This is a genomic window from Arsukibacterium sp., assembly GCF_036735525.1.
In the GTDB taxonomy this organism is placed as follows: Bacteria; Pseudomonadota; Gammaproteobacteria; order Enterobacterales; family Alteromonadaceae; genus Alishewanella.
This window is the reverse complement of the sequence record NZ_DAINOE010000007.1, coordinates 45,376-65,239: the sequence shown is the minus strand read 5'-3', so window position 1 is coordinate 65,239 and position 19,864 is coordinate 45,376. Positions and strand designations below refer to the sequence as shown.

21 protein-coding genes are annotated in these 19,864 nt (G+C 50.9%); 9 read left to right on the top strand and 12 right to left on the bottom strand.

Annotated elements, in window-relative coordinates:
- The 6 genes from V7D78_RS02710 to rhlB form a co-directional block, all read right to left on the bottom strand.
- A partial coding sequence (locus tag V7D78_RS02710) for an RHS repeat-associated core domain-containing protein (protein WP_333606891.1) occupies window positions 1–320 on the bottom strand: 320 nt, incomplete at its 3' end.
- A 257-nt stretch (window positions 321–577) separates the two neighbouring features.
- Complete coding sequence (locus V7D78_RS02705; protein WP_333606890.1) at window positions 578–925, bottom strand: hypothetical protein; 348 nt, start codon at window positions 923–925, stop codon at window positions 578–580.
- Window positions 926–938: 13 nt separating this feature from the next.
- Window positions 939–2,363, bottom strand: a complete 1,425-nt coding sequence (locus tag V7D78_RS02700; protein WP_333606889.1) for an RHS repeat domain-containing protein — start codon at window positions 2,361–2,363, stop codon at window positions 939–941.
- A 63-nt stretch (window positions 2,364–2,426) separates the two neighbouring features.
- Window positions 2,427–2,825 carry a hypothetical protein gene (locus tag V7D78_RS02695; protein ID WP_333606888.1) on the bottom strand — a complete coding sequence of 133 codons (399 nt, stop codon included), beginning with the start codon at window positions 2,823–2,825 and terminating at the stop codon, window positions 2,427–2,429.
- A gap of 188 nt (window positions 2,826–3,013) precedes the next feature.
- Window positions 3,014–4,558 carry a guanosine-5'-triphosphate,3'-diphosphate diphosphatase gene (gene gppA / locus V7D78_RS02690; RefSeq protein WP_333606887.1) on the bottom strand — a complete coding sequence of 515 codons (1,545 nt, stop codon included), beginning with the start codon at window positions 4,556–4,558 and terminating at the stop codon, window positions 3,014–3,016.
- Window positions 4,524–5,810 carry an ATP-dependent RNA helicase RhlB gene (gene rhlB, locus V7D78_RS02685; RefSeq protein ID WP_333606886.1) on the bottom strand — a complete coding sequence of 429 codons (1,287 nt, stop codon included), beginning with the start codon at window positions 5,808–5,810 and terminating at the stop codon, window positions 4,524–4,526. Before rhlB ends, gppA begins: the two co-directional genes overlap by 35 nt.
- A 101-nt stretch (window positions 5,811–5,911) precedes the next feature.
- On the opposite strand from rhlB, the gene trxA reads away from it, so the two are divergent.
- The 3 genes from trxA (at window position 5,912) to V7D78_RS02670 (ending at window position 9,137) form a co-directional block, all read left to right on the top strand.
- Window positions 5,912–6,238, top strand: coding sequence for a thioredoxin TrxA (gene trxA / locus V7D78_RS02680; RefSeq protein ID WP_333606885.1), 327 nt, complete (start codon window positions 5,912–5,914; stop codon window positions 6,236–6,238).
- A gap of 210 nt (window positions 6,239–6,448) precedes the next feature.
- Window positions 6,449–7,714 (top strand): transcription termination factor Rho, encoded by a 1,266-nt coding sequence (gene rho / locus V7D78_RS02675; RefSeq protein WP_333606884.1) that lies wholly within the window; start codon window positions 6,449–6,451, stop codon window positions 7,712–7,714.
- Window positions 7,715–7,841: 127 nt separating this feature from the next.
- Window positions 7,842–9,137: an NAD(P)/FAD-dependent oxidoreductase gene (locus V7D78_RS02670; protein ID WP_333606883.1), complete on the top strand. Its 1,296-nt coding sequence runs from the start codon at window positions 7,842–7,844 to the stop codon at window positions 9,135–9,137.
- Here V7D78_RS02670 and V7D78_RS02665 read toward each other — a convergent pair.
- From V7D78_RS02665 to V7D78_RS02645, 5 genes are all read right to left on the bottom strand, one after another.
- Window positions 9,084–9,977 (bottom strand): hypothetical protein, encoded by an 894-nt coding sequence (locus tag V7D78_RS02665; RefSeq protein WP_333606882.1) that lies wholly within the window; start codon window positions 9,975–9,977, stop codon window positions 9,084–9,086. The genes V7D78_RS02670 and V7D78_RS02665 overlap by 54 nt on opposite strands.
- A gap of 117 nt (window positions 9,978–10,094) precedes the next feature.
- Window positions 10,095–11,411: a thymidine phosphorylase gene (deoA, locus tag V7D78_RS02660; protein ID WP_333606881.1), complete on the bottom strand. Its 1,317-nt coding sequence runs from the start codon at window positions 11,409–11,411 to the stop codon at window positions 10,095–10,097.
- 8 nt (window positions 11,412–11,419) lie between these two features.
- Window positions 11,420–11,842 carry a cytidine deaminase gene (locus tag V7D78_RS02655; RefSeq protein WP_333606880.1) on the bottom strand — a complete coding sequence of 141 codons (423 nt, stop codon included), beginning with the start codon at window positions 11,840–11,842 and terminating at the stop codon, window positions 11,420–11,422.
- Window positions 11,843–11,945: 103 nt separating this feature from the next.
- The gene (locus V7D78_RS02650; RefSeq protein WP_333606879.1) at window positions 11,946–12,740 is read right to left on the bottom strand and encodes an amidohydrolase; all 795 of its coding nucleotides are present in this window, start codon (window positions 12,738–12,740) and stop codon (window positions 11,946–11,948) included.
- Window positions 12,728–13,876, bottom strand: coding sequence for a methionine aminotransferase (locus V7D78_RS02645; protein ID WP_333606878.1), 1,149 nt, complete (start codon window positions 13,874–13,876; stop codon window positions 12,728–12,730). The genes V7D78_RS02650 and V7D78_RS02645 overlap by 13 nt, the downstream gene beginning before the upstream one ends.
- 203 nt (window positions 13,877–14,079) lie before the next feature.
- On the opposite strand from V7D78_RS02645, the gene V7D78_RS02640 reads away from it, so the two are divergent.
- From V7D78_RS02640 to V7D78_RS02615, 6 genes are all read left to right on the top strand, one after another.
- Complete coding sequence (locus V7D78_RS02640) at window positions 14,080–14,721, top strand: methylthioribulose 1-phosphate dehydratase (RefSeq protein ID WP_333606877.1); 642 nt, start codon at window positions 14,080–14,082, stop codon at window positions 14,719–14,721.
- Complete coding sequence (gene mtnC, locus V7D78_RS02635) at window positions 14,718–15,392, top strand: acireductone synthase (RefSeq protein WP_333606876.1); 675 nt, start codon at window positions 14,718–14,720, stop codon at window positions 15,390–15,392. Before V7D78_RS02640 ends, mtnC begins: the two co-directional genes overlap by 4 nt.
- Before the next feature lie 41 nt (window positions 15,393–15,433).
- Window positions 15,434–15,976 carry a 1,2-dihydroxy-3-keto-5-methylthiopentene dioxygenase gene (locus V7D78_RS02630; RefSeq protein WP_333606875.1) on the top strand — a complete coding sequence of 181 codons (543 nt, stop codon included), beginning with the start codon at window positions 15,434–15,436 and terminating at the stop codon, window positions 15,974–15,976.
- A 118-nt stretch (window positions 15,977–16,094) separates the two neighbouring features.
- Window positions 16,095–16,631 carry a hypothetical protein gene (locus V7D78_RS02625; protein WP_333606874.1) on the top strand — a complete coding sequence of 179 codons (537 nt, stop codon included), beginning with the start codon at window positions 16,095–16,097 and terminating at the stop codon, window positions 16,629–16,631.
- 207 nt (window positions 16,632–16,838) lie between these two features.
- Complete coding sequence (locus tag V7D78_RS02620) at window positions 16,839–17,732, top strand: LysR substrate-binding domain-containing protein (RefSeq protein ID WP_333606873.1); 894 nt, start codon at window positions 16,839–16,841, stop codon at window positions 17,730–17,732.
- A 215-nt stretch (window positions 17,733–17,947) separates the two neighbouring features.
- A complete protein-coding gene (locus tag V7D78_RS02615) occupies window positions 17,948–18,469 on the top strand; it encodes a tetratricopeptide repeat protein (RefSeq protein ID WP_333606872.1) in 522 nt (173 codons plus the stop codon).
- A gap of 271 nt (window positions 18,470–18,740) precedes the next feature.
- Here V7D78_RS02615 and mtnA read toward each other — a convergent pair whose 3' ends face one another.
- The gene (mtnA, locus tag V7D78_RS02610) at window positions 18,741–19,781 is read right to left on the bottom strand and encodes an S-methyl-5-thioribose-1-phosphate isomerase (RefSeq protein ID WP_333606871.1); all 1,041 of its coding nucleotides are present in this window, start codon (window positions 19,779–19,781) and stop codon (window positions 18,741–18,743) included.
- Window positions 19,782–19,864: the final 83 nt, after the last annotated feature.

The following is a 19,864-nucleotide window of genomic DNA, read 5'->3' as shown; positions in this document are numbered from 1 at the left end:
TTAGCGCCATTTGCACCCTTTGCCGAATTCTGCAAATCAGCACTGCTGTTATTGCTGCCCACTTCTGCACTGGCGGAATCTCCATTCGTTTGCGCCGCTATTGCTGCCGCTTCTTTTTTCTCCTGATCTACTGTGGTGGGGCAATCTTCACCGCCTTTTGCGCCGCAATCGGGAGAGTAGCCTGTTGGGTCGGTATAGCTTAGTGGGTTGTTATACACATAGGAATAGCGGTTTAAGCTTTGTGCATCCCTTGGGTCTTGCACTATCGGGTCGGCCTGCATAAAGCGGCCCAGCTCCGGGTCGTATATGCGCCCGCCCATATGGATAACGGCAGCGTGGTCTACCTAGATATGGCCAGTATAGTGAGCCGGATAAAAGGAAGATTAAGTATCTTCCTCCCGAGCGAACGCCCATATATCGCAACAACCAACGAGAACCAAAATGCGAAGGTTATTGGCTTGCAAGGAGTAAAAGATACGCGCGCTTAGCAGTGCGCGCGGGTTTGGTTACGCTGTTGACTCCGAGAGGCTAATGGGTGCCTCTAATATCCCCGGTTATAGTATTGCTCCTCAGACCGCTAGCACCACTGCCTAAGGACATCTTTATCAATAGCAATCCCGCCTATATCTATAGGAGAGATCCCATCAAGACCTACTTTGTCACCAGAAACTGTTTGAGCACCGTATGCATACACAAATACGACTTCATCACTTGAGGATGGGTCTAGTAATGAGTCCTGTATTTGCCGAGGCACTATCACTATATAACCATCACCAAACTCCTTTACCCTATTTTTGCAGCGGATAAGCAATGCCTCACGGCCTTGATTATTCGCGAGCTTTTTTATGAACTCACACTCAGTGGGAAGTCCGGGTAAATTCAAATCGGCAGAAAAATAATAAAAAGTGGTTCGTGAAATATCCATAGTTTAATCCTGATTAAAGTGGCGGGTTTAATCGTTGAGGCTCTCCCATACGAATCTGCACACTAGGGTTGGGAACGAAATACTCGATGATTCCCCTTCCTGCATTTCCGTCTAAAGGTGCAGCAGGTTGAGCTCTAACACCTGTAAGGTCAATCAATAAACCTTGTGTAAGAAATTCACCGGTATTGGAATTTGGAAGGCCAGCAGCATCCCTGTAATTTACCACAGTTCGAGGATCAACAGGACTCCAATACCGGCCATCCTGCGCCGCAGCACCTCCATGAACCCGCCATACTGGAATTTCAGGCGTAGCCGTATTGATATCGATTCCTGCCCCAGCGACCGTACCATCCCCCATTTTTGTCGGCGTCAAAGCTAATACAATTAAGCCCAATGGATTAGTCAACCAAGCCGGAACAGCCACCCTTCCACCTGTAGACACTGCTCGACCAGCCAGCGCTATGGCTCCAGCCGCACTCCCATCTTGTGCATTCCGATACTTATCAAGATCCCGCCCACCACGTTGCGCTCTGCGCTCTAATTTCCTGAGTTCTCTTGCATCGTCCTTAGCGCCATTTGCACCCTTTGCCGAATTCTGCAAATCAGCACTGCTGTTATTGCTGCCCACTTCTGCACTGGCGGAATCTCCATTCGTTTGCGCCGCTATTGCTGCCGCTTCTTTTTTCTCCTGATCTACTGTGGTGGGGCAATCTTCACCGCCTTTTGCGCCGCAATCGGGAGAGTAGCCTGTTGGGTCGGTATAGCTTAGTGGGTTGTTATACACATAGGAATAGCGGTTTAAGCTTTGTGCATCCCTTGGGTCTTGCACTATCGGGTCGGCCTGCATAAAGCGGCCCAGCTCCGGGTCGTATATGCGCCCGCCCATATGGATAACGGCAGCGTGGTCTACCTGAATATGGCCGGTAAAGCCCTTTTGCGTAATAGTTAACAACGCCTGCAGGTTAGGCAACTGCGTAAAGGGGTTGCTAAAGCCCTGCCAGGTTTTGGCATTACGCCGTTTACCAAAGGCATCAAAACTGGCGGTTTCAACCACATTACCACTGGCATCGGTAATCACACTGCCCGAGCCTAAGTGGTCGTTAAACACATAGTGCAGGCTTTGTGAGCCATTGCTGTTAAGTGTATGAATGGCAATGTCACGTATATAGCGTTTGGTAGCACTGCTGCCATTGGGCTCGTAGATGACCTCATGCCCGCCAACATAATAGGTCACCGTATCGCCACCGGCTTTTTTATCTATGCGTTTTACCAGCTTTTGCGCTGCATCATAACTAAAGCGGCTTTCACCCTGATTCGACCAGATGGTATGCGGCTTATCAAAGATAGTGTAATCCACCCGCCGGGTTAAACTGCTGCCTACATAACGGTGGGTTTGGTTACCACGCACGTCATGACTTGTGGGGGTCAGGCCTTGCATTCGGCATTTTGCAAAACAACAAAGTTGTTAACATCTGCAAAATGCAAGGCCTGACCCCTGTGCTTATTTCACAAAACAATAACTTGCTTTAGTTGTCACTAGGCTTTCTATTTCTTTATTATTAATTAAAGAGAAGTAATTCTTTTTATCAAGTTTGTGTGGGCTTATTCGGAAAGACGAACAAAATGTGTCATCTAACGGAGCTGTGATAAAATCTGGCGCAAATGTTCTATAGGTCGTGTAAAAATCAATATCATCATGCAGTATGCCAAAAATATATTCAGCAGATGCCCAGTCATTATCTTTAGCTTCGTTTACAACAACATAATTTAATAAGTTAACCCTGCCAACGCTCGTATAAAGCAGCCCTGAAAAAATAACATAGGCAGAAAATATACAACCCAGAAAAAATGCTAATAAACATTTAATTACAGTACTCCAAGAAATCATTTCACGCTCCATATGTCATTTACTTTGCACATCTATATGCGGCCCATACCAGAGGCAGTACACACGCCTTCGGCAACTGATTCTTGTTCAACGGGACATTGTTGTAAAGCATCAAAGAGTCTTTATTGTGGCAGTAGGGGATCTAAGGAAAAGAATATGGCTGAGACTGTAGGCAAGCCGCTTTGTTGGCATTAAATGCATTAACCAATCAGCAGCTCCCAGCCGGCAGCCTGCTGATACTGCGCTTCTTGCTCCAGTTCAGCGCGCATTAGCGGGTGCTGCTCCAGATAGCCGGTTGGCATCTGCAGGCTGAGGCTTTCTGCCTTAGCGCTAATGGTCACGGCGGGCAGCACTTCATGACGGCGGCGCATCGATAAAATCACCGCTAAACGCAAAATACGGGTTAAGCGTACTGTTAGCAGTACCGAAGTCATGGTTTGCCGGGCAATCACCTCGCGGCTGATGTCGGCTCGGTGGTTATACACCAGCGCCATCACCAGTTGCTGCTGGGCCCGGGTAAAACCCGGTAAATCCGAGTGATTAATAATATAAGCGCCATGATGATGATGATTCTTATACTCAATCAGCAAGCCCAACTCATGCAGCAAAGCGCCACAGCGCAGCATATTGTGACCTTCAAACTTATGCAGATCCCAGCGGCCCTGCAACTGCTCCGCCAGTAACACCGCCATTTCTGCGACACGAGCCGCATGTTGCTGATCGATAAAATAGCGCACCATTAAACTGTTGCAGGTGCGGTTACGCACATCGGTATGTTGTAACTGTGGCAGCATGCTGTAGAGCACACCTTCGCGCAGCGCGCCGCCTGATAAGGTCATGCCCTGGATCTGTAGCTGGCGGAATAAGGCAATTAATATGGCTAAGCCAGAGGGAAATACTTGCTTGCGCTCCTGCGCCAGGCCCACCACATTCAGCTGGCTCATAGGCCCACAGGCCAGCGCCTGCTGCATAATATCTTCCAGTTTACTCAGGGTGATCACTTCATCTTTGCCCTGCGCCACCAGAATTTCCTGCATCGCCTGCACTGTGCCGGACGCACCAACCGCTATCTGCCAGCCTTTGTCGCGGTACTGCTGACTAATGTTGGCAATTTCGGTCTCAGCAGCGCTGATGGCTGCGGCAAAGTTGTCTTCGCTTAATTGCTGATCGCTGAAGTATCGCTCGAGGAAGGTCACACAGCCCATATTTAAACTGGCCAGCAGCTGGGCAGTAAAGCCCTGACCAATCACCACTTCGGTGCTGGCCCCGCCAATGTCAATGACCAGGCGGTTACTGTCGCAATTTGAGGTATGGGCCACGCCCTGGTAGATAATGCGCGCTTCGTCTTCGCCGCTTATTACCTGAATTTTTTGGCCCAGGATCAGCTCAGCCTGCTTTAAAAAGCTTTTAACGTTTTGCGCCAACCTAAGGGTGGCAGTACCAACAATACGAATATTGCTGGCCGGGATATCCTGCAGCCGTTCCGCGAACAACTCCAGACATTCCCAGCCACGTTTCATCGCCTTGCGGCTTAACACCAGATTATCGTTCAGGCCGGCGGCCAAGCGTACTTTGCGTTTAACCCGGCCAATCACCTGCACCGAGCCACCCACAACCTTGACCATCAACATATGAAAACTATTGGAGCCAAGATCAATCACCGCATAGATATCACTATGCGGTGACAGGCCGGCCGAATTGTCGGCAGGATTAACGAGGTCTGCTGCGGGGGTTTCTTGGGCCATTACTGCTGCGTCCGCCTTGGCTGCGTCCACTACCAGTGCGCGCCTGACCTGGTCTGCGCCGTACACGGGGTTTAGGCACAGTTAAGTCGGTTAACAAAGCCTCTGCATCATACTGACTTACCGGCACCACATGTTTAATGTAGTCTTCAATCGCGGTCAGGTTCAGCGCATAACGCTCGCAGGCAAAGCTTATCGCCTTACCGCTTTCGCCAGCCCGGCCGGTGCGGCCAATGCGATGTACGTAGTCTTCACAGTCGTCAGGTAAGTCGTAGTTAAACACATGGCTGACTTTAGGAATATGCAAACCACGGGCAGCGACATCGGTGGCCACCAACACATCCAGTTTACCGCTGGTAAAATCTTCGAGGATTTTCAGGCGTTTTTTCTGGATCACATCACCTGTCAGCATGCCAACCCGATGACCATCGGCTTCTAACCAAGCGTGCACGTCTTCACAACTGTGTTTAGTATTCGCAAACACTATGGCTTTGTCTGGCCAGTCTTCTTCCAGCAAGGTCAGCAACAGCTTCATTTTGTGTTCGTGCGCCGGATAAAACAGCTCTTCGCTGATACGACTGCCGGTCATCTCATCTGGTGCAACATGGATATGCTCAGGCTGGTTCATTTTTTCAAACGCCAGCTCCTGTACTTTGTAGGATAAGGTGGCAGAAAACAATAAGCTTAACCGCTCGGTAGCCGGCGGCATGCGGTTAAACATAAAACGAATGTCTTTGATAAAGCCCAGGTCGAACATTCTGTCGGCTTCATCCAGTACCACGACCTGTATTTGTGACAGGTCGTACAGCCCTTGCTTTAAATAGTCTATCAAGCGGCCTGTGGTACCAATTAAAATATCTACACCCTGTTCTAATAGTTGACGTTGAGAATCGTAACCCTCGCCCCCATAAATTAAACCAAGACGTAAGTTGGATTTTTGTGCCAGCATTACCGCGTCGTGATGGATCTGAACGGCTAATTCACGCGTAGGAGCCATAATAATAGCTCTTGGCTGACCAGAACCCTTGGGGTCGTGGGTCAACAGATAGTGAAACGTCGCGGTCAGAAACGCCAGGGTTTTACCGGTACCGGTTTGCGCCTGTCCGGCAATGTCTTTACCGGCTAAAGCCAGGGGTAAACATTGCGCCTGAATTGGCGTACAATTGCTATAACCTTGTGCCTGTAAGGCGTCAAGAACCTGTGGCGCCAATGCGAAATCGGCGAATTTATGTGATGTTAAGTGTGTTTTATTCATACCTACCTAGCATAACCGTTACGCTTGCAATAAGAAACAGCCGCGTTTAAATTGATAACACATTTTTGCAGTGTAACTGCACAGCCTAAACGGAGAAATAGATGAGCGAACATATTTTACAGGTTTCAGATGACAGTTTTGAAGCCGACGTGCTAAAAGCCGACACCCCGGTACTGGTCGATTTCTGGGCTGAATGGTGCGGCCCTTGTAAAATGATCGCCCCTATTCTGGATGATGTTGCCGCAGAATATGCTGGTAAAGTCAGTATTGCCAAAGTCAATATTGACCAAAACCCGAATACGCCACCTAAGTTTGGTATTCGTGGCATTCCTACCTTGCTGTTGTTTAAAAATGGTCAGGTTGCTGCGACTAAGGTTGGCGCCTTATCTAAAACCCAGTTAAAAGAGTTTTTAGATAGCAATATCTAAGTAAATGCCAAAAAGGCGTATTTTTGTACGCCTTTTTGCGTTTTTTTGTTCGTCTTTTTACAATGTCTGCTGGACGAGTACACTGACAACTGCTATTGTATGACTTGCAAAACCCTTAAACCACGCTTGTCTGTCGAATAAAACCTACTTCCAAACCTTTATTATCGAGCCGATAAGCACTTTCTGTTTTTACCAACAAGAACCCATCATATGCATTTAACAGAACTGAAACTGAAGCCTATTAGCGAACTGGTTGAATTAGCCGAGTCTATGGGCCAGGAAAACATGGCCCGGCTGCGCAAACAAGATATTATTTTTGCCATCCTAAAAGCGCATGCCAAGAACGGCGAAGAAATTTATGGCGCGGGCGTGCTGGAAATTCTGCAGGATGGTTTCGGGTTTTTACGCTCCTCTGACAGCTCATATTTAGCCGGCCCGGATGACATCTATGTCTCGCCCAGCCAAATCCGCCGCTTTAACCTGCGTACCGGCGACAGCATTTCAGGTTTAATTCGCCCGCCAAAAGAAGGGGAGCGTTACTTTGCACTGTTAAAAGTCAGCGAAGTGAATTTTGGCCGCCCAGAGCAGGCCCGCAATAAAATCTTATTTGAAAACCTGACGCCGCTGCACGCTAACTCGCGTTTACGCTTAGAGCGTGGCAATGGCAGCCGTGAAGATATCACCGCCAGGGTGCTTGACTTAGCCTCGCCTATTGGCCGCGGCCAGCGCGGCTTGATTGTGGCGCCTCCTAAAGCCGGTAAAACCATTTTATTACAAAATATTGCCCAGTCGATTGCCGCTAACCACCCTGAGTGTGTGTTGATGGTGTTATTGATTGATGAACGGCCGGAAGAAGTGACTGAAATGCAGCGCCTGGTGAAAGGCGAAGTGGTTGCATCAACCTTTGATGAGCCGGCCAGCCGTCATGTGCAGGTTGCCGAGATGGTGATTGAAAAAGCCAAACGTCTGGTTGAACACAAAAAAGATGTGATCATCCTGCTGGATTCTATTACCCGCTTAGCCCGTGCCTATAACACCGTAATCCCGAGCTCAGGCAAGGTATTAACTGGTGGTGTCGATGCCAACGCGCTGCACAAACCAAAACGCTTTTTTGGTGCGGCCCGTAATGTGGAAGAAGGTGGCAGTTTAACGATTATCGCCACTGCGCTGGTTGACACCGGATCAAAAATGGACGAAGTGATTTACGAAGAGTTTAAAGGCACCGGTAACATGGAAGTGCATTTATCCCGTAAAATTGCCGAGCGTCGTATTTTCCCTGCCATCGACTTTAACCGCTCTGGTACACGCCGCGAAGAGTTACTGGCCTCGCAGGAAGAGCTGCAGAAAATGTGGATATTACGCAAAATTCTGCACCCGATGGACGAAAGCGATTGTATGGAGTTTTTAATCGACAAACTGTCGATGACCAAAACCAATGATGAGTTTTTTGACTCGATGAAACGAGCAAAATCTTAAAACTAAACCGGCGCTGGCGCCGGTTTTTTTATTGCTGTCGCTCAACAACGGCATGGCCTAAGCACACTACGCTGACTGGCCAAATAACACAGATACGTTTAATAGCATAACCAAAGGAAAGCTTAACATGAGCTCCCCTCGCATCCTGGTGATTGGTGGTGGTGCCGGCGGCCTGGAGTTGGCCACCCGCTTGGGCAATACATTAGGCCGTAAAAAGCGCGCGCACATTACGCTGGTTGACCGCAACCACACCCATATTTGGAAGCCACTGCTGCACGAGGTGGCTACCGGCACCCTCGATGTGGAAATTGATCAGCTCAGCTACCGGGCACATGCTGCCAGCCATGGCTTTGATTTTCAGCTCGGTCAGTTTACCGCTATTGATCGCCAGCAGCGAACCGTCACCCTGGCGGCCATTACCTCGGGTGATGGCGAACAACTGCTGGCAGAGCGACAGCTGAGCTATGATTACCTGGTACTGGCCATTGGCAGTATTTCCAATCACTTTAATACGCCGGGTGTGGCCGAACATTGTATTTTTCTTGACAGCCCGGCGCAGGCCCACCGCTTTCAACGCCGCTTGCTCGATGCCTATCTAAAGCTAAATTCGCCACAACACCCCAAAGAAAAACTGAACATCGCTATCGTCGGTGGCGGTGCTACCGGTGTCGAGCTGGCAGCCGAGCTTTACCATGCCGCCGCTGAGCTAAATTTATACGGTTTTGCCGACCTGCGCTCAGAACGGTTAAATATCCACTTAGTCGAAGCCGGCCCCCGCCTGCTACCGGCCTTGCCGGAGCGCATTGCCACTGCCGCCCATAAAGAGCTGCAAAAACTGGGGGTCGATGTGCGGGTTAACACCAGAGTAACGGCAGCCGACCATCAAGGCTTGCAGCTGGGAGACGAACATCTGGAAGCTGAGTTAATGGTATGGGCGGCCGGCATTAAAGCGCCGGATTTTATGCAGCAACTGGCCGGGCTGGAATGCAACCGGATCAATCAGCTGCTGGTAGGGCCTACCCTGCAAAGCAGCTGCGATCCAAATATCTACGTGATAGGTGACTGTGCCGCCTGCCCGTTGCCCGATGGTAAATGGGTACCCCCCCGGGCGCAATCGGCGCATCAGATGGCCAGCCTGGTGGCGGATAACCTGCTAGCCAGCATTAAGCAAAAACCCTTACGACACTTCGTCTATAAAGACCATGGCTCTCTTATTTCACTGAGCCGTTTTGGTACTGTCGGCAGTTTAATGGGTAATCTGGTGGGCGGTGCCATGATGATTGAAGGCCGCATTGCCCGTCTGGCGTACATTTCGCTGTATCGGATGCATCAGGTCGCGCTGCATGGCTGGATGAAAATGCTGGTGATTTCAATGGTTGCCCGGCTTAACCGTATTGTCCGACCCAGGCTCAAATTGCATTGAGGCTTGCTGCAACTGCTGAATGTCTGCGCTCACTCTTTGCCGGGCGTTGCCATCCAGCCAGTGCTGCATCGCCTCGGTATAACTGGCTTGCTGCCATAACACGGGTAATAACTGGTTTATTTCGCTAATCAGTTGCTGGCCAACAGCGGTTTTAGTACAGGTGATGTGAGATATCGCCGTTGGCTCAGCCAAAGCCACCTCAGCACTGCTTAACGCCAGAGGCTCTGTTAACGCCAACGCATAAAACTGCAAGCGCTCAGGGTACTCTAATACATAATCTATCCGGCGCGATTGTAACAACATGGCAGCATTAAGCTCACTGGTAAATTGTTGCACCAGCAAGTTGTGCTCAGCGGCCAGTACCTGCATTACCACGGGCGAATAATAACGGTTTGGCTGATAAGCCCCCACCAACTGTGGATCAGCTGCTAATTGCTGCAAATCAATACTGCCATCTGCTTGCTGGTATTCTGCCACAGCACTACCCGCCAGATAATTGATATATATGCCGGGGCCCACTGCCATAGGCAGCGAAAAATAGCGATCACGGGCGCGTTCTTCGGTAAGCAAGATACCGGTGGTGCAAATAGTGAGTTGGCTCTGCTGAAATTGCTGCTCTAACCTTGCCAGGCTTACCAGCTGCGTTTGATGGGCATAGCCTGGCAACCCGGGCAATATTTGCTGCAACAGTTTGTCGAAAGTGCCTTGGCTTTTGAACGGACCGCTCGCAATCTGATGCGGTGGCCAGTCGGTATAAAGCCAAAAAACTTGTGGCTTAGCCATAGCTAACAAAGGCAGCAATAACAGACTACTGAGCACAACACGCGTCCATGCAAGCATTTGTACTATTCCGAATAAAAGATGTACCTAATACTTTAGCCAAAAAAACACTCTCTGACTATTAGCCTTTAGTGGTTAGCTAAGCGTTTTGAACCGTCAGGATTGACTCAATAGTGGTTAACCAATGACATGGTGCACTAATGGCATGCCAGCGCGGGCTTGATCGCCCAGCTGACAGGCTGCCAGGTATTCAATGGCGGCCAGCTTAGCCGCCTCAGCAGAAGCCGCATGCACTTTGGCTATCACCTCGCCTTTGGCTACCTTAGTACCACAAGGCAGAATAGCGCTAAAGCCCACCGACGGGTCTATTTGCTGACCCGGATGCGAGCGACCACCGCCTAAACGCACGACCGCCATGCCAAGGCCAATGGTATCGGTATAGTGCAGATAGCCGGCCGCTGGCGCCACTATATCCTGCTGTACTTTGGCCTGTGCCAGATAACGTTGTGGCTGCTCCAGTAAATCGGCTGGGCCACCCAGCTCAGCCACCATTTTGCTGAAGATCTCAGCGGCTTTGCCAGAGCTTAAGCTGTGTTCTAATGCCACTATGGCTGCGGCTTTATCGCGGTACAGGCCACCCAGCATTAACATATTGGCGCCCAGTTCCAGCGTTAACTGGTGCAACCGGGGTTCGCGGTATTTACCGGTTAAATAATCCAGGGTTTCTATTACCTCTAAAGCATTACCGGCACTAGTGCCTAAGATTTGGTTCATATCGGTGATCAATGCCCGCGTTGCTACACCTGCGCCAGTAGCGGTATTGACAATACTGCTGGCCAGCGCGTTGGCATCGTCAGCGGCGGCCATAATGGCGCCATTACCGACTTTTACGTCCATTACCAGTGCATCCAGCCCCTCAGACAGTTTTTTCGATAAAATTGAGGCGGTGATCAATGGGATAGATTCAACAGTAGCAGTAACATCGCGAATGCCATACAGCCTGCGATCGGCCGGTGCCAATTCACTGCTTTGGCCAACGATGACGCAGCCCAGTTGTGGCAACAGTTGCTGAATGCGGCTTAAACTCTGAGTACAACTGTAGCCGGGAATAGTCTCCAGTTTATCGACAGTGCCACCGGTATGGCCCAAACCACGCCCGGCAATACTGGGCATAAAGGCGCCACAGGCAGCCACCATAGGTGCCAGCATTAAGGTCACTTTGTCGCCGACCCCGCCGGTGCTGTGTTTATCAACCACAGGGCCATTCAGCTTACCCTGCCAGTTCAGTACGGTGCCGGAGTCACGCATCGCCAGTGTCAGCGCCACCATTTCCTCTACTGTCATGCCATTTAAATAAATCGCCATCGCCAGTGCGGCTGCCTGGCTGTCGCTAAAACTGTCGTCGGTCAGACCGGTGACAAACTGGCGGATATCGGCTTCGCTCAACAGCTTACCGTTGCGCTTACGTTTAATGATTTCCTGTGGAATGGCCATGGGTGTCCTTATGAAATTTTGTTACTGTCAGCCAGATAGGTTGGCGTGAAGGCATCTGGCAGCAATTGTTGCAGGCTCCAGCTTTGTTGCTCACCTAAATGGTTACAACTGGCGATGGGCGCATCTGGCATAAAAAATTCGGCGATCACCTGACGGCAAATACCGCAAGGTGGTGTCAGTTTGCTTTGCGGGGTATAGACCATTAAGGCAACAAATTTGCGCTCTCCGGCCACCACGGCCGCGGCGATAGCATTGCGCTCGGCACAGACAGTACCGCCATAGGAGGCGTTTTCAACATTACAGCCCTGATAAATGTTGCCACTAGTGGCTTGTACGGCCACCCCCACCGGAAACTGGCTATAAGGGGCGTAGGCTTGCTCAGAGGCAGCTTTGGCAGCGGCAGCCAGTGCTGCCCAGTTAATTGTAGTCACAGCAAGTTCTCAGCTGAGTAAACGGTCTGTAGTTATGCCGTGTTCAGTCTGTTAAATCAAGTGCTTTTGGCTTTATAAACACATCTGCCAACCGTTACCAAACTTAATTAAGCAGACTAAAATCATCCGCATCCAGATAAGCCGGAAAGCGTTTTAGATATTCGGCCTGGGCGACTAAATCCAGCTCGGCATGTAACATGCCACTTTGCTCGGGTGGCAAGCTGGCCAGCAGCTGGCCCTGGTAATCGATGATGGCGCTGTCACCACTGTAGCCAATATCATTGCCGTCGCTGCCGACCCGGTTGACCCCCAGCGCAAAAGCCTGATTTTCAATGGCCCGCGCCAGCAGCAAACTACGCCAGGCATGGCTTCTGGCCGCTGGCCAGTTGGCCACGTAAATCAGCATATCGTAGTCCTGGCGGTTGCGGCTGAATACCGGAAAGCGCAAGTCGTAACAGACTTGCAAGCAGCAACGGGCCCCGCGCCAGTTGACGACAACCCGCTTAGCGCCCGCCTGATAAGCCTGCTGCTCGCCAGCCATTCTGAATAAATGTTTTTTATCGTAATACTGTACCGCCCCATCAGGCGTAACAAAATATAAGCGGTTAACATAAGTGGCCGCCGCCGTTTTCACGGCAACTGAGCCGGTAATAGCGGCATTCAGCCGTTTTGCCTGCTCAATCAGCCAGGCTAAGGCCGGGCCGGGTTCTGCCTCGGCAATCTCAGCACTTTGCATGCAAAAGCCGCTGCTAAACATTTCTGGCAATACCACCAGATCGGTGGCCGGCAGCGCATCCAGCAGCTGACTGAAATGCGCTAAATTGGCTTGCGTATCTTGCCAGTGCAATGCCGTTTGCAACAGGCTGACCCTGAGTTTGTGCGTTGTTACAGTTGACATAAGCGCTGTGCCGCCTGTTGAAGCGTATCGGGTGTTTTTGCAAAACAAAAACGAATTAGCCGCTGCTGTGCCGGCGCTTGTTTGTAAAACACCGACAAGGGTATCGCTGCCACTTTGTGCTCAATTGCCAGCCGCTGACAAAATGCCAGATCAGGCTCGTCGCTGATGGCACTATAGTCGGCCAGCTGAAAATAAGTACCCGTACTGTGCAATAAGCCAAAGCGGCTGCTGGCCAGCAAGCTGACAAAGCCATCGCGCTTTTGCTGATAAAAAGCCGCCAGACCGCTCACCTGATGTCGCTGTTGCGCCAGCATCTCGGCGATGGCGTGTTGCGCCGGGGTAAAGCAGGAAAACGTCACGTACTGGTGAATTTTGCGAAACTCCGCCATCAGCGCCGCCGGTGCCACTGCATAGCCCAACTTCCAGCCGGTAACATGAAAGGTTTTGCCAAAGGACGACACCACCACAGTCCGCTCTGCCAGCTCAGGCAGCTTATTGGCACTTAGCTGCGGCGCCCCGTCAAACACCATATGTTCGTACACTTCATCACTCAGGCAATAGAGGCCATGCTGACACACCAGCTGGCTCAGTTGTTGCCAGTCATTAGCAGTAAACACCGTCGCGGTAGGATTATGCGGGCTGTTGACGATAATCAGCCGGGTGCGGGCGTTAATGCTGTCGGCCACCTGCTGCCAATCCGGATTAAAATCCGGCGCCGTTAAATTCAGGTGCACACAGCGGCCGCCCGCCAAATGCACGGCAGGTGCATAGCTGTCGTAGGCCGGGTCAAATACGATTACTTCATCACCCGGGCGCACCAGCGCCTGAATGGCGACAAACAGCGCTGCCGTGGCACCACTGGTCAGGGTGATCTCGGTGTCCGGGTTCAGCTGCCGCTGATAACAGCTATAAACCACGTCAGCAATTTGCTGACGCAAGGCTAAGATGCCAGGCATAGGCGCATACTGATTTAGCCCGTCACGGCTAAAACGGGCTAAGGCGTCAATTAATAGCGGGCTGGCGGCAAAGTCAGGAAAGCCCTGCGACAAATTAATCGCCTGCTGCTGTAATGCCAGTTCAGACATCTGGCTAAAAATACTGCTGCCTATCGCCGGTAACTTGGAGCTTATCGTCATAATGCAAGAAAACGTTGCGAAAACCAGCTTGAATGCTATCATTCAGCCAGTTTTATGTATAGACATCTAAACGTTTAAGCGTTTATCTCTGCTGGCATTATTGGATAAGGCCGTTGGTATCTCTGCTGGCCTTATTAGATAAGGCCGTTGTTAAGAGTAGCGCTGCAAAATGTCTTTTTAACAGAACACAGGTACTGCTGTTTATGAATGCTAGCCCTCATGTGCAACATCTTAATCCCAATGCCATAGCGCTGTGCGCGCTCGGCCGCTGGATTGCCAGCCGCCACTGGGTGCCGGCTACCGGCGGTAATTTTTCTATTCGCAACGCTGAACAAAGCATGCTGATCACCGCCTCAGGCAAAGATAAAGGTGAACTTAGCCCACAGGATTTATTGCCGGTAAGCTGGCAACAGCAACAAATACAGTGCACTCAGGGTACGCCCTCGGCCGAAGCCGCCTTGCATGCCATGCTATATCAATTGGATCCGCAGATTAAAGTGGTGTTGCATACCCATTCGGTGCAAGCGACCGTATTTTCGCGGTTGATCGAGCAAGAACAATATTTTTTTACCGGTTATGAGATGCAAAAAGCCATTAGCGGCTGCAGCAGCCATCAGCAAGTACTGCCGTTAGCGGTATTTGATAACACTCAGCAAATCCCCGAGCTCGCCGAAGCACTAAAACAACGCTGGCAAGTTAAGCCGCTGAATTATGGTTTATTAGTGCGCGGCCACGGCCTCTATGTCTGGGGACATAGCCTGGAGCAGGCAAAAAGGCATTTAGAAGGCTGGGAATTTCTTATACACTGCGAACTGGAAAGATTTAGCATTACAGGAAAGCCGTGAACTATTCCGCCATTATTACCGACATTGAAGGTACCACCAGCCGCATCCGTTTTGTCACTGAGGTACTTTTTCCTTACGCCGCTAAACAGCTACCCGATTTTATCCGTCAGCATCAGGCAGAGCCGGCCGTGGCCAGCGAGTTGCAGGCAGTGCGTGAGCTGATGCCACAGGCCAATGCAGACACTGAAAGCTGTATTGAGCAATTACTGCAGTGGATAGCCGAAGATAAAAAAGTCACCCCGCTTAAAAGCCTGCAAGGTATGGTGTGGCGTGACGGTTACCAGAGTGGCGCCTTTAGCGGCCATCTGTACCCGGATGTGCCCGTGCAATTACAGCAATGGCAGGAAAAAGGCATTAAATTGTATGTGTATAGCTCGGGCTCAGTGGCGGCGCAGCAGTTGTTGTTTAAACACAGTGATGCCGGCGATTTAACCCCGCTGTTTAGTGGCTATTTTGACACCCGCATCGGCCACAAGCAGCAAGCCAGCAGTTATGCGGCGATATTGCAGCAATTACAGCTGCCGCCGCGTCAGGTATTGTTTTTATCGGACGTCACAGCCGAATTAGACGCCGCCGCCAGCCTGGGCATAGATACCGTGCAGCTGATCCGTGAACAGCAAAGCGCTGGCAGCCACCCAATAGCCACCGATTTTTATCAGATTAAGGTGTAAGCCACTATTAGATGTAAACCAGTATTAAGTGAGGTGTAACCATGTCCCAGCTTCGCATCTTTACCGACACAGATCCCGCCACACCCTTAGTGGACACGACAGATCCCGCCCTTATTCAAGCGCAATTGCACGCGGTCGGCATTCAATTTGAGCAATGGCACGCCAGCGCACCACTTACTGCCGACAGCACAGCCGAGCAAATCCTGCAAAGCTATGCCGAGCCCATCAACCGGCTTAAAGCGCAAGCTGGCTATCAGGCAGTGGATGTTATTTCGTTAAGCGCTCACCACCCGGACAAAGTGGCTTTGCGGCAAAAATTTTTAGCCGAACACCGGCACAGTGAAGATGAAGTTCGGTTTTTTGTGCGTGGCCAGGGGCTGTTTTGCCTGCATCTGGGCGACAAGGTGTATCAGGTGCTGTGCCAGCAACAGGATTTAATCAGTGTACCGGCCAACACGCCGCACTGGTTTGATATGGGCAGCCAGCCAGACTTTAGCGCCATCCGCTTATTTACCAACCCCGATGGCTGGGTAGCCAATTATACCGGTAGTGATATTGCCAGCCGTTTTGCGTTATTGCCCTAGCTGTCGTTAACCGGCCAGGGATTTGTATCTTATTCATTTCTCTTTATAATTGCTGCGTTAGTTATCATAGGCGCAGCATAGCGTTTTGTGATTATTGCTCATCTACATGGAGTGTCATATGAAACCCTTATACTGCGCCGCATTAACCTTGGTGATGGCCTTAGCCAGCAAGCCTGTTTTAGCTGACACCGTCAAAAATTACAGTGTGGGGGTTAGCTCGAGCGCCACCAGCCTTGGCTATAAAAATAATGGCACCGAGAGCTTATCCGGCCTGGGCCTGACCGGCAGCGCAGTGTTCGCCGATGATGGCCGTTACCAGTGGGCTGGCCGGCTGAACTATGCTTATATGGAGCATGAAAATATCAGCTCCTTGCGCTCGCACAATACGGATTTGAGCGCACTGTGGGGCAGTCGCTTAAACCGTGAAGGTTTTAGTTGGGCAATTGGCGGTGGCGTATTTAACGAACGGTGGCATGCCAACAGCAACAGTGCCACCTTTAGCGGGGTGCAACTCGTTGGCAGTTTGGGTTATCGCTGGCAGTCGCTGAGTATCGATTTCTGGTTAAACTTGCGTAATGCCAATGCTTACAAAGTTGGTAATGTGCAAGCCGATGCTGCGGCTAATGGCGCTCTGGCGCTGAGCTATCGCTTCTAACTGGTGCAAGGCGGGGCTGACTGCCAACTAATGGTGCAGTCAGTCGCCGCCATAATAGATTAACGTATTAATATTTAACGTTTTTATTTTTGGTTTATAAATTGCAGAAGCTTTATATTGCAAATGAGTTTTTATATTGAAGCTGCGTTGTCATCTTTGCCTTGTATCGTTTTTTTATTCGCTTGCTGATGTTACTGGAGTCGCGTAATGAGTATTCAGACACCGTTAAGAGGCTTGCGCTGTTTTTGCGTCGCCGCCGAGTGCCTGAGTTTTAAAGATACTGCCCAACAGCTGTATTTAACACCCTCGGCCGTCAGTCACCAAATCAAACAGTTAGAAGATAACCTCAATTTAGCCCTGTTTGAGCGCAAAACTCGCGCCATAGTGCTTACCGAAGCCGGAAAACGCTTTTACCAGCAGGTGCAACCTTTGCTGGCGCAGCTGGCCGATACTATAGCCCAGTTCAGCCAGGCAGAGCGCGTGCAGGAAGTGAGCATTTCGATGCCGGAATTTTTTGCCAGTGAGTTATTTGTACCCAAACTCATTGGCTGGTCGGCGCAATATCCCAACATTAATTTAAAGCTCGAAACGGTAAAGTCGCGCCGTGACAGCCCCAAATTTACCGATTTATCTATCATATTGTCTGGTAAAAAACCGGATGAAACCCAGGCTTATGATCTATTCCCGATAAGCTATGTGCCTGCCTGTAACCCAGAGCTGTTTGCAAAAATTCATGGCAAAAGCTACCGGGCGCTGGAAAAAACGCCACTGATTTTGCATCAGGCCAGGCCCCATGCCTGGCACCAGTGGGCAGAGCATGTGGGTTATCATCAGTTTCAGCCAAAACAAATTATCCAGCTCGACAGTATGTTCAGTGTGGCGCGCGCCGCCCAGCAAGGTTTAGGGGTAGCGCTGATTCCGTTGCCGATCAGTCAAAGCTGGTTTAGTAGTGGTAGCCTGGTGCGCTTGTTTGAGCAGGAGTTGTTAAGCCGCGATCGTTATTATCTGGTCAAACATGACGACGACGGTAACCGGCCAGAAATTCAGTTACTTATCGATTGGGTGCTACGCAGTTTTCAGCCCGGCACAGCTGGCATCTAACACCACGTCTTTTTGCTACCCTGCCCACGCTAGGGCGTGTTGACGTTTGCGCTTTATTGCCGCTTTATGACTGTTATAGGTGAAATTTCTTAACCTGTCGCTGCGATTTATCTCGTTTGTCAGACCAGTTGCCCTTGGCTACAGTATCCCTGTCGCCGCCAAATGTTATACCAGCACATGCCGACGACCCACATTTAACCAAGGGAGAATAAGACATGACCTTTTCAGCCAAAAAATTTGCTACAGCAGTGGCACTGAGTGTGCTGGCCTCAAGTCCATTTCTCGCTTCAGCTGCGAGCAATGGCTACAAAATGGTGTTAATTGAAGACACCCCAGGTGCAGACACCATCCAGGCCGGTGAGCTTGAGCAGGGTATCAAAGAAGTGACGACCAGCTTGAGTCTGGATGCTGACGGCTTTTCACGCAGCATGGCATTATGTGTCGCATACAGCCGTTTAGGCCAGTTAGCCCAAGCCGAAGCATCCTGTAACAGCGCGGTAAACCAGGCACGGACTTATGCCAGTGCGCCCCGCGCTATCAAGCGTGAAATGCGCGCCCTGGCCTTTAGCAACCGCGGTGTGATGCACCTGCTGGCCGGCAATCGCGTGGCCGCCTTGGAAGACTTTAAACAAGCGGTATCGATTGATAAAAACGATATCAGTGTAGCGAATCTGGAGCGGTTAACCGCTTCGATCAACGGCGTGGCGTTGCAACAGTACGCTTTCCACGCAGAGTAAACGGATTACTCAACCCTATCTATCCTTGTCCTTTGCCCGGTTAATTTAGCCGGGCTTTTTTTATGTGCTTTGCTCATTTCCGTTTTTCAGGCCATCGTACAGTTCAAACACTTTGTTCCGGCGTTGGCTTCGGTAAACTCATTTTCGCTTTATAGGCCTTGGTGACATCCCGCAGCTGACCTTTATATGCCTAGGGGTCAGGCCTTGCTTTTTGCATTTGTTAACAGCTTTGTTGCTTAACGCAAAAAGCAAGGCCTGACCCCCGAGGTGGCTAAACTAACTGCTGCAACACGCCACTGGCGATATCTTGCTGCGAATACACCCCAGTATCCAACACCCAGCCGGTGACTAAACTGGCTGGGGTAACGTCGAAGGCCGGGTTAAATACCGGTGCATCTTGTGGGGCCCAGATGATCTGATGGAAGGTCGTCTGGACGAAAGCGCCGCAGACACCGCGCACTTCACTGGCGTCGCGCTGCTCTATTGGAATAACACTGCCATCCGGGCAATTTAAATCGACGGTGGTGTGCGGTGCCACTACATAAAAGGGTACCTGATGATACTGCGCCAGCACGGCTAGGCTATAGGTACCCACTTTATTGGCAAAATCGCCATTGGCGGCGATGCGATCGGCGCCGACAAAAAGGCGGTCTACCTGGCCGCGCGCCATCAGCATGGCCGCCATATTGTCACAAATAAGCTGATAAGGAATGCCCAGCTGCTGGCACTCCCAGGCCGTTAAACGCCCGCCTTGTAGCAAGGGTCGGGTTTCATCGACCCAGAGCCGGATATTTTTACCCTGCTGATGGGCCAGGTTAATCACCCCCAGGGCAGTGCCAACCCCTGCGGTAGCCAGGCCGCCGGTATTGCAGTGGGTTAACAGCTGCTCGTCCGGTTGTACTAAGGCGGCACCATGTGCGGCCATTTGCTGGCATAAGGCTACATCTTCGGCAAACAGCGCTTCGGCACAGGCCACAGCGGCGGTAGCGTAATCTGGCGTGGCCAAAGCGTGCAGCATGCTGTCGATATTGTTCATCAAATTAACGGCGGTTGGCCTGGCGGCGCGCAATATTTCAGCATCCTGCTGCAATTGCTGCCGGCTGACGCCCTGCTCTGCCCGCAGCGCCAACAACAGGCAGGCACCAATGCCAATAGCCGGCGCGCCACGCAGTTGCAACTGCTTAATCATGCCGACCAGCTGCGCCACACTGCGACAAGCGCGCCATTGCTGCTGTTGTGGCAGCAGAGTTTGATCCAGCACATACAGGGTGCCGTCAGTGGTTTTCAGGCTCAGTGCTGTCAGGTTTTGCATAGCTTATTCCCATTTAGCGTTGCAGACGTCTAGAAGTTTTGCGATTATGCAGAGCATCTTAATGTTATTCAAGTACGGAGTGC

What these genes read in the sequence shown, in the direction of transcription:
- V7D78_RS02705 (WP_333606890.1), bottom strand. Translation starts at nt 925, where the DNA reads ATGGATATTTCACGAACCACTTTTTATTATTTTTCTGCCGATTTGAAT.
- V7D78_RS02700 (WP_333606889.1), bottom strand. Translation starts at nt 2,363, where the DNA reads ATGCAAGGCCTGACCCCCACAAGTCATGACGTGCGTGGTAACCAAACC.
- V7D78_RS02695 (WP_333606888.1), bottom strand. Translation starts at nt 2,825, where the DNA reads ATGGAGCGTGAAATGATTTCTTGGAGTACTGTAATTAAATGTTTATTA.
- gppA (WP_333606887.1), bottom strand. Translation starts at nt 4,558, where the DNA reads ATGGCCCAAGAAACCCCCGCAGCAGACCTCGTTAATCCTGCCGACAAT.
- rhlB (WP_333606886.1), bottom strand. Translation starts at nt 5,810, where the DNA reads ATGAATAAAACACACTTAACATCACATAAATTCGCCGATTTCGCATTG.
- trxA (WP_333606885.1), top strand. Translation starts at nt 5,912, where the DNA reads ATGAGCGAACATATTTTACAGGTTTCAGATGACAGTTTTGAAGCCGAC.
- rho (WP_333606884.1), top strand. Translation starts at nt 6,449, where the DNA reads ATGCATTTAACAGAACTGAAACTGAAGCCTATTAGCGAACTGGTTGAA.
- V7D78_RS02670 (WP_333606883.1), top strand. Translation starts at nt 7,842, where the DNA reads ATGAGCTCCCCTCGCATCCTGGTGATTGGTGGTGGTGCCGGCGGCCTG.
- V7D78_RS02665 (WP_333606882.1), bottom strand. Translation starts at nt 9,977, where the DNA reads ATGCTTGCATGGACGCGTGTTGTGCTCAGTAGTCTGTTATTGCTGCCT.
- deoA (WP_333606881.1), bottom strand. Translation starts at nt 11,411, where the DNA reads ATGGCCATTCCACAGGAAATCATTAAACGTAAGCGCAACGGTAAGCTG.
- V7D78_RS02650 (WP_333606879.1), bottom strand. Translation starts at nt 12,740, where the DNA reads ATGTCAACTGTAACAACGCACAAACTCAGGGTCAGCCTGTTGCAAACG.
- V7D78_RS02645 (WP_333606878.1), bottom strand. Translation starts at nt 13,876, where the DNA reads ATGACGATAAGCTCCAAGTTACCGGCGATAGGCAGCAGTATTTTTAGC.
- V7D78_RS02640 (WP_333606877.1), top strand. Translation starts at nt 14,080, where the DNA reads ATGAATGCTAGCCCTCATGTGCAACATCTTAATCCCAATGCCATAGCG.
- V7D78_RS02630 (WP_333606875.1), top strand. Translation starts at nt 15,434, where the DNA reads ATGTCCCAGCTTCGCATCTTTACCGACACAGATCCCGCCACACCCTTA.
- V7D78_RS02625 (WP_333606874.1), top strand. Translation starts at nt 16,095, where the DNA reads ATGAAACCCTTATACTGCGCCGCATTAACCTTGGTGATGGCCTTAGCC.
- V7D78_RS02620 (WP_333606873.1), top strand. Translation starts at nt 16,839, where the DNA reads ATGAGTATTCAGACACCGTTAAGAGGCTTGCGCTGTTTTTGCGTCGCC.
- V7D78_RS02615 (WP_333606872.1), top strand. Translation starts at nt 17,948, where the DNA reads ATGACCTTTTCAGCCAAAAAATTTGCTACAGCAGTGGCACTGAGTGTG.
- mtnA (WP_333606871.1), bottom strand. Translation starts at nt 19,781, where the DNA reads ATGCAAAACCTGACAGCACTGAGCCTGAAAACCACTGACGGCACCCTG.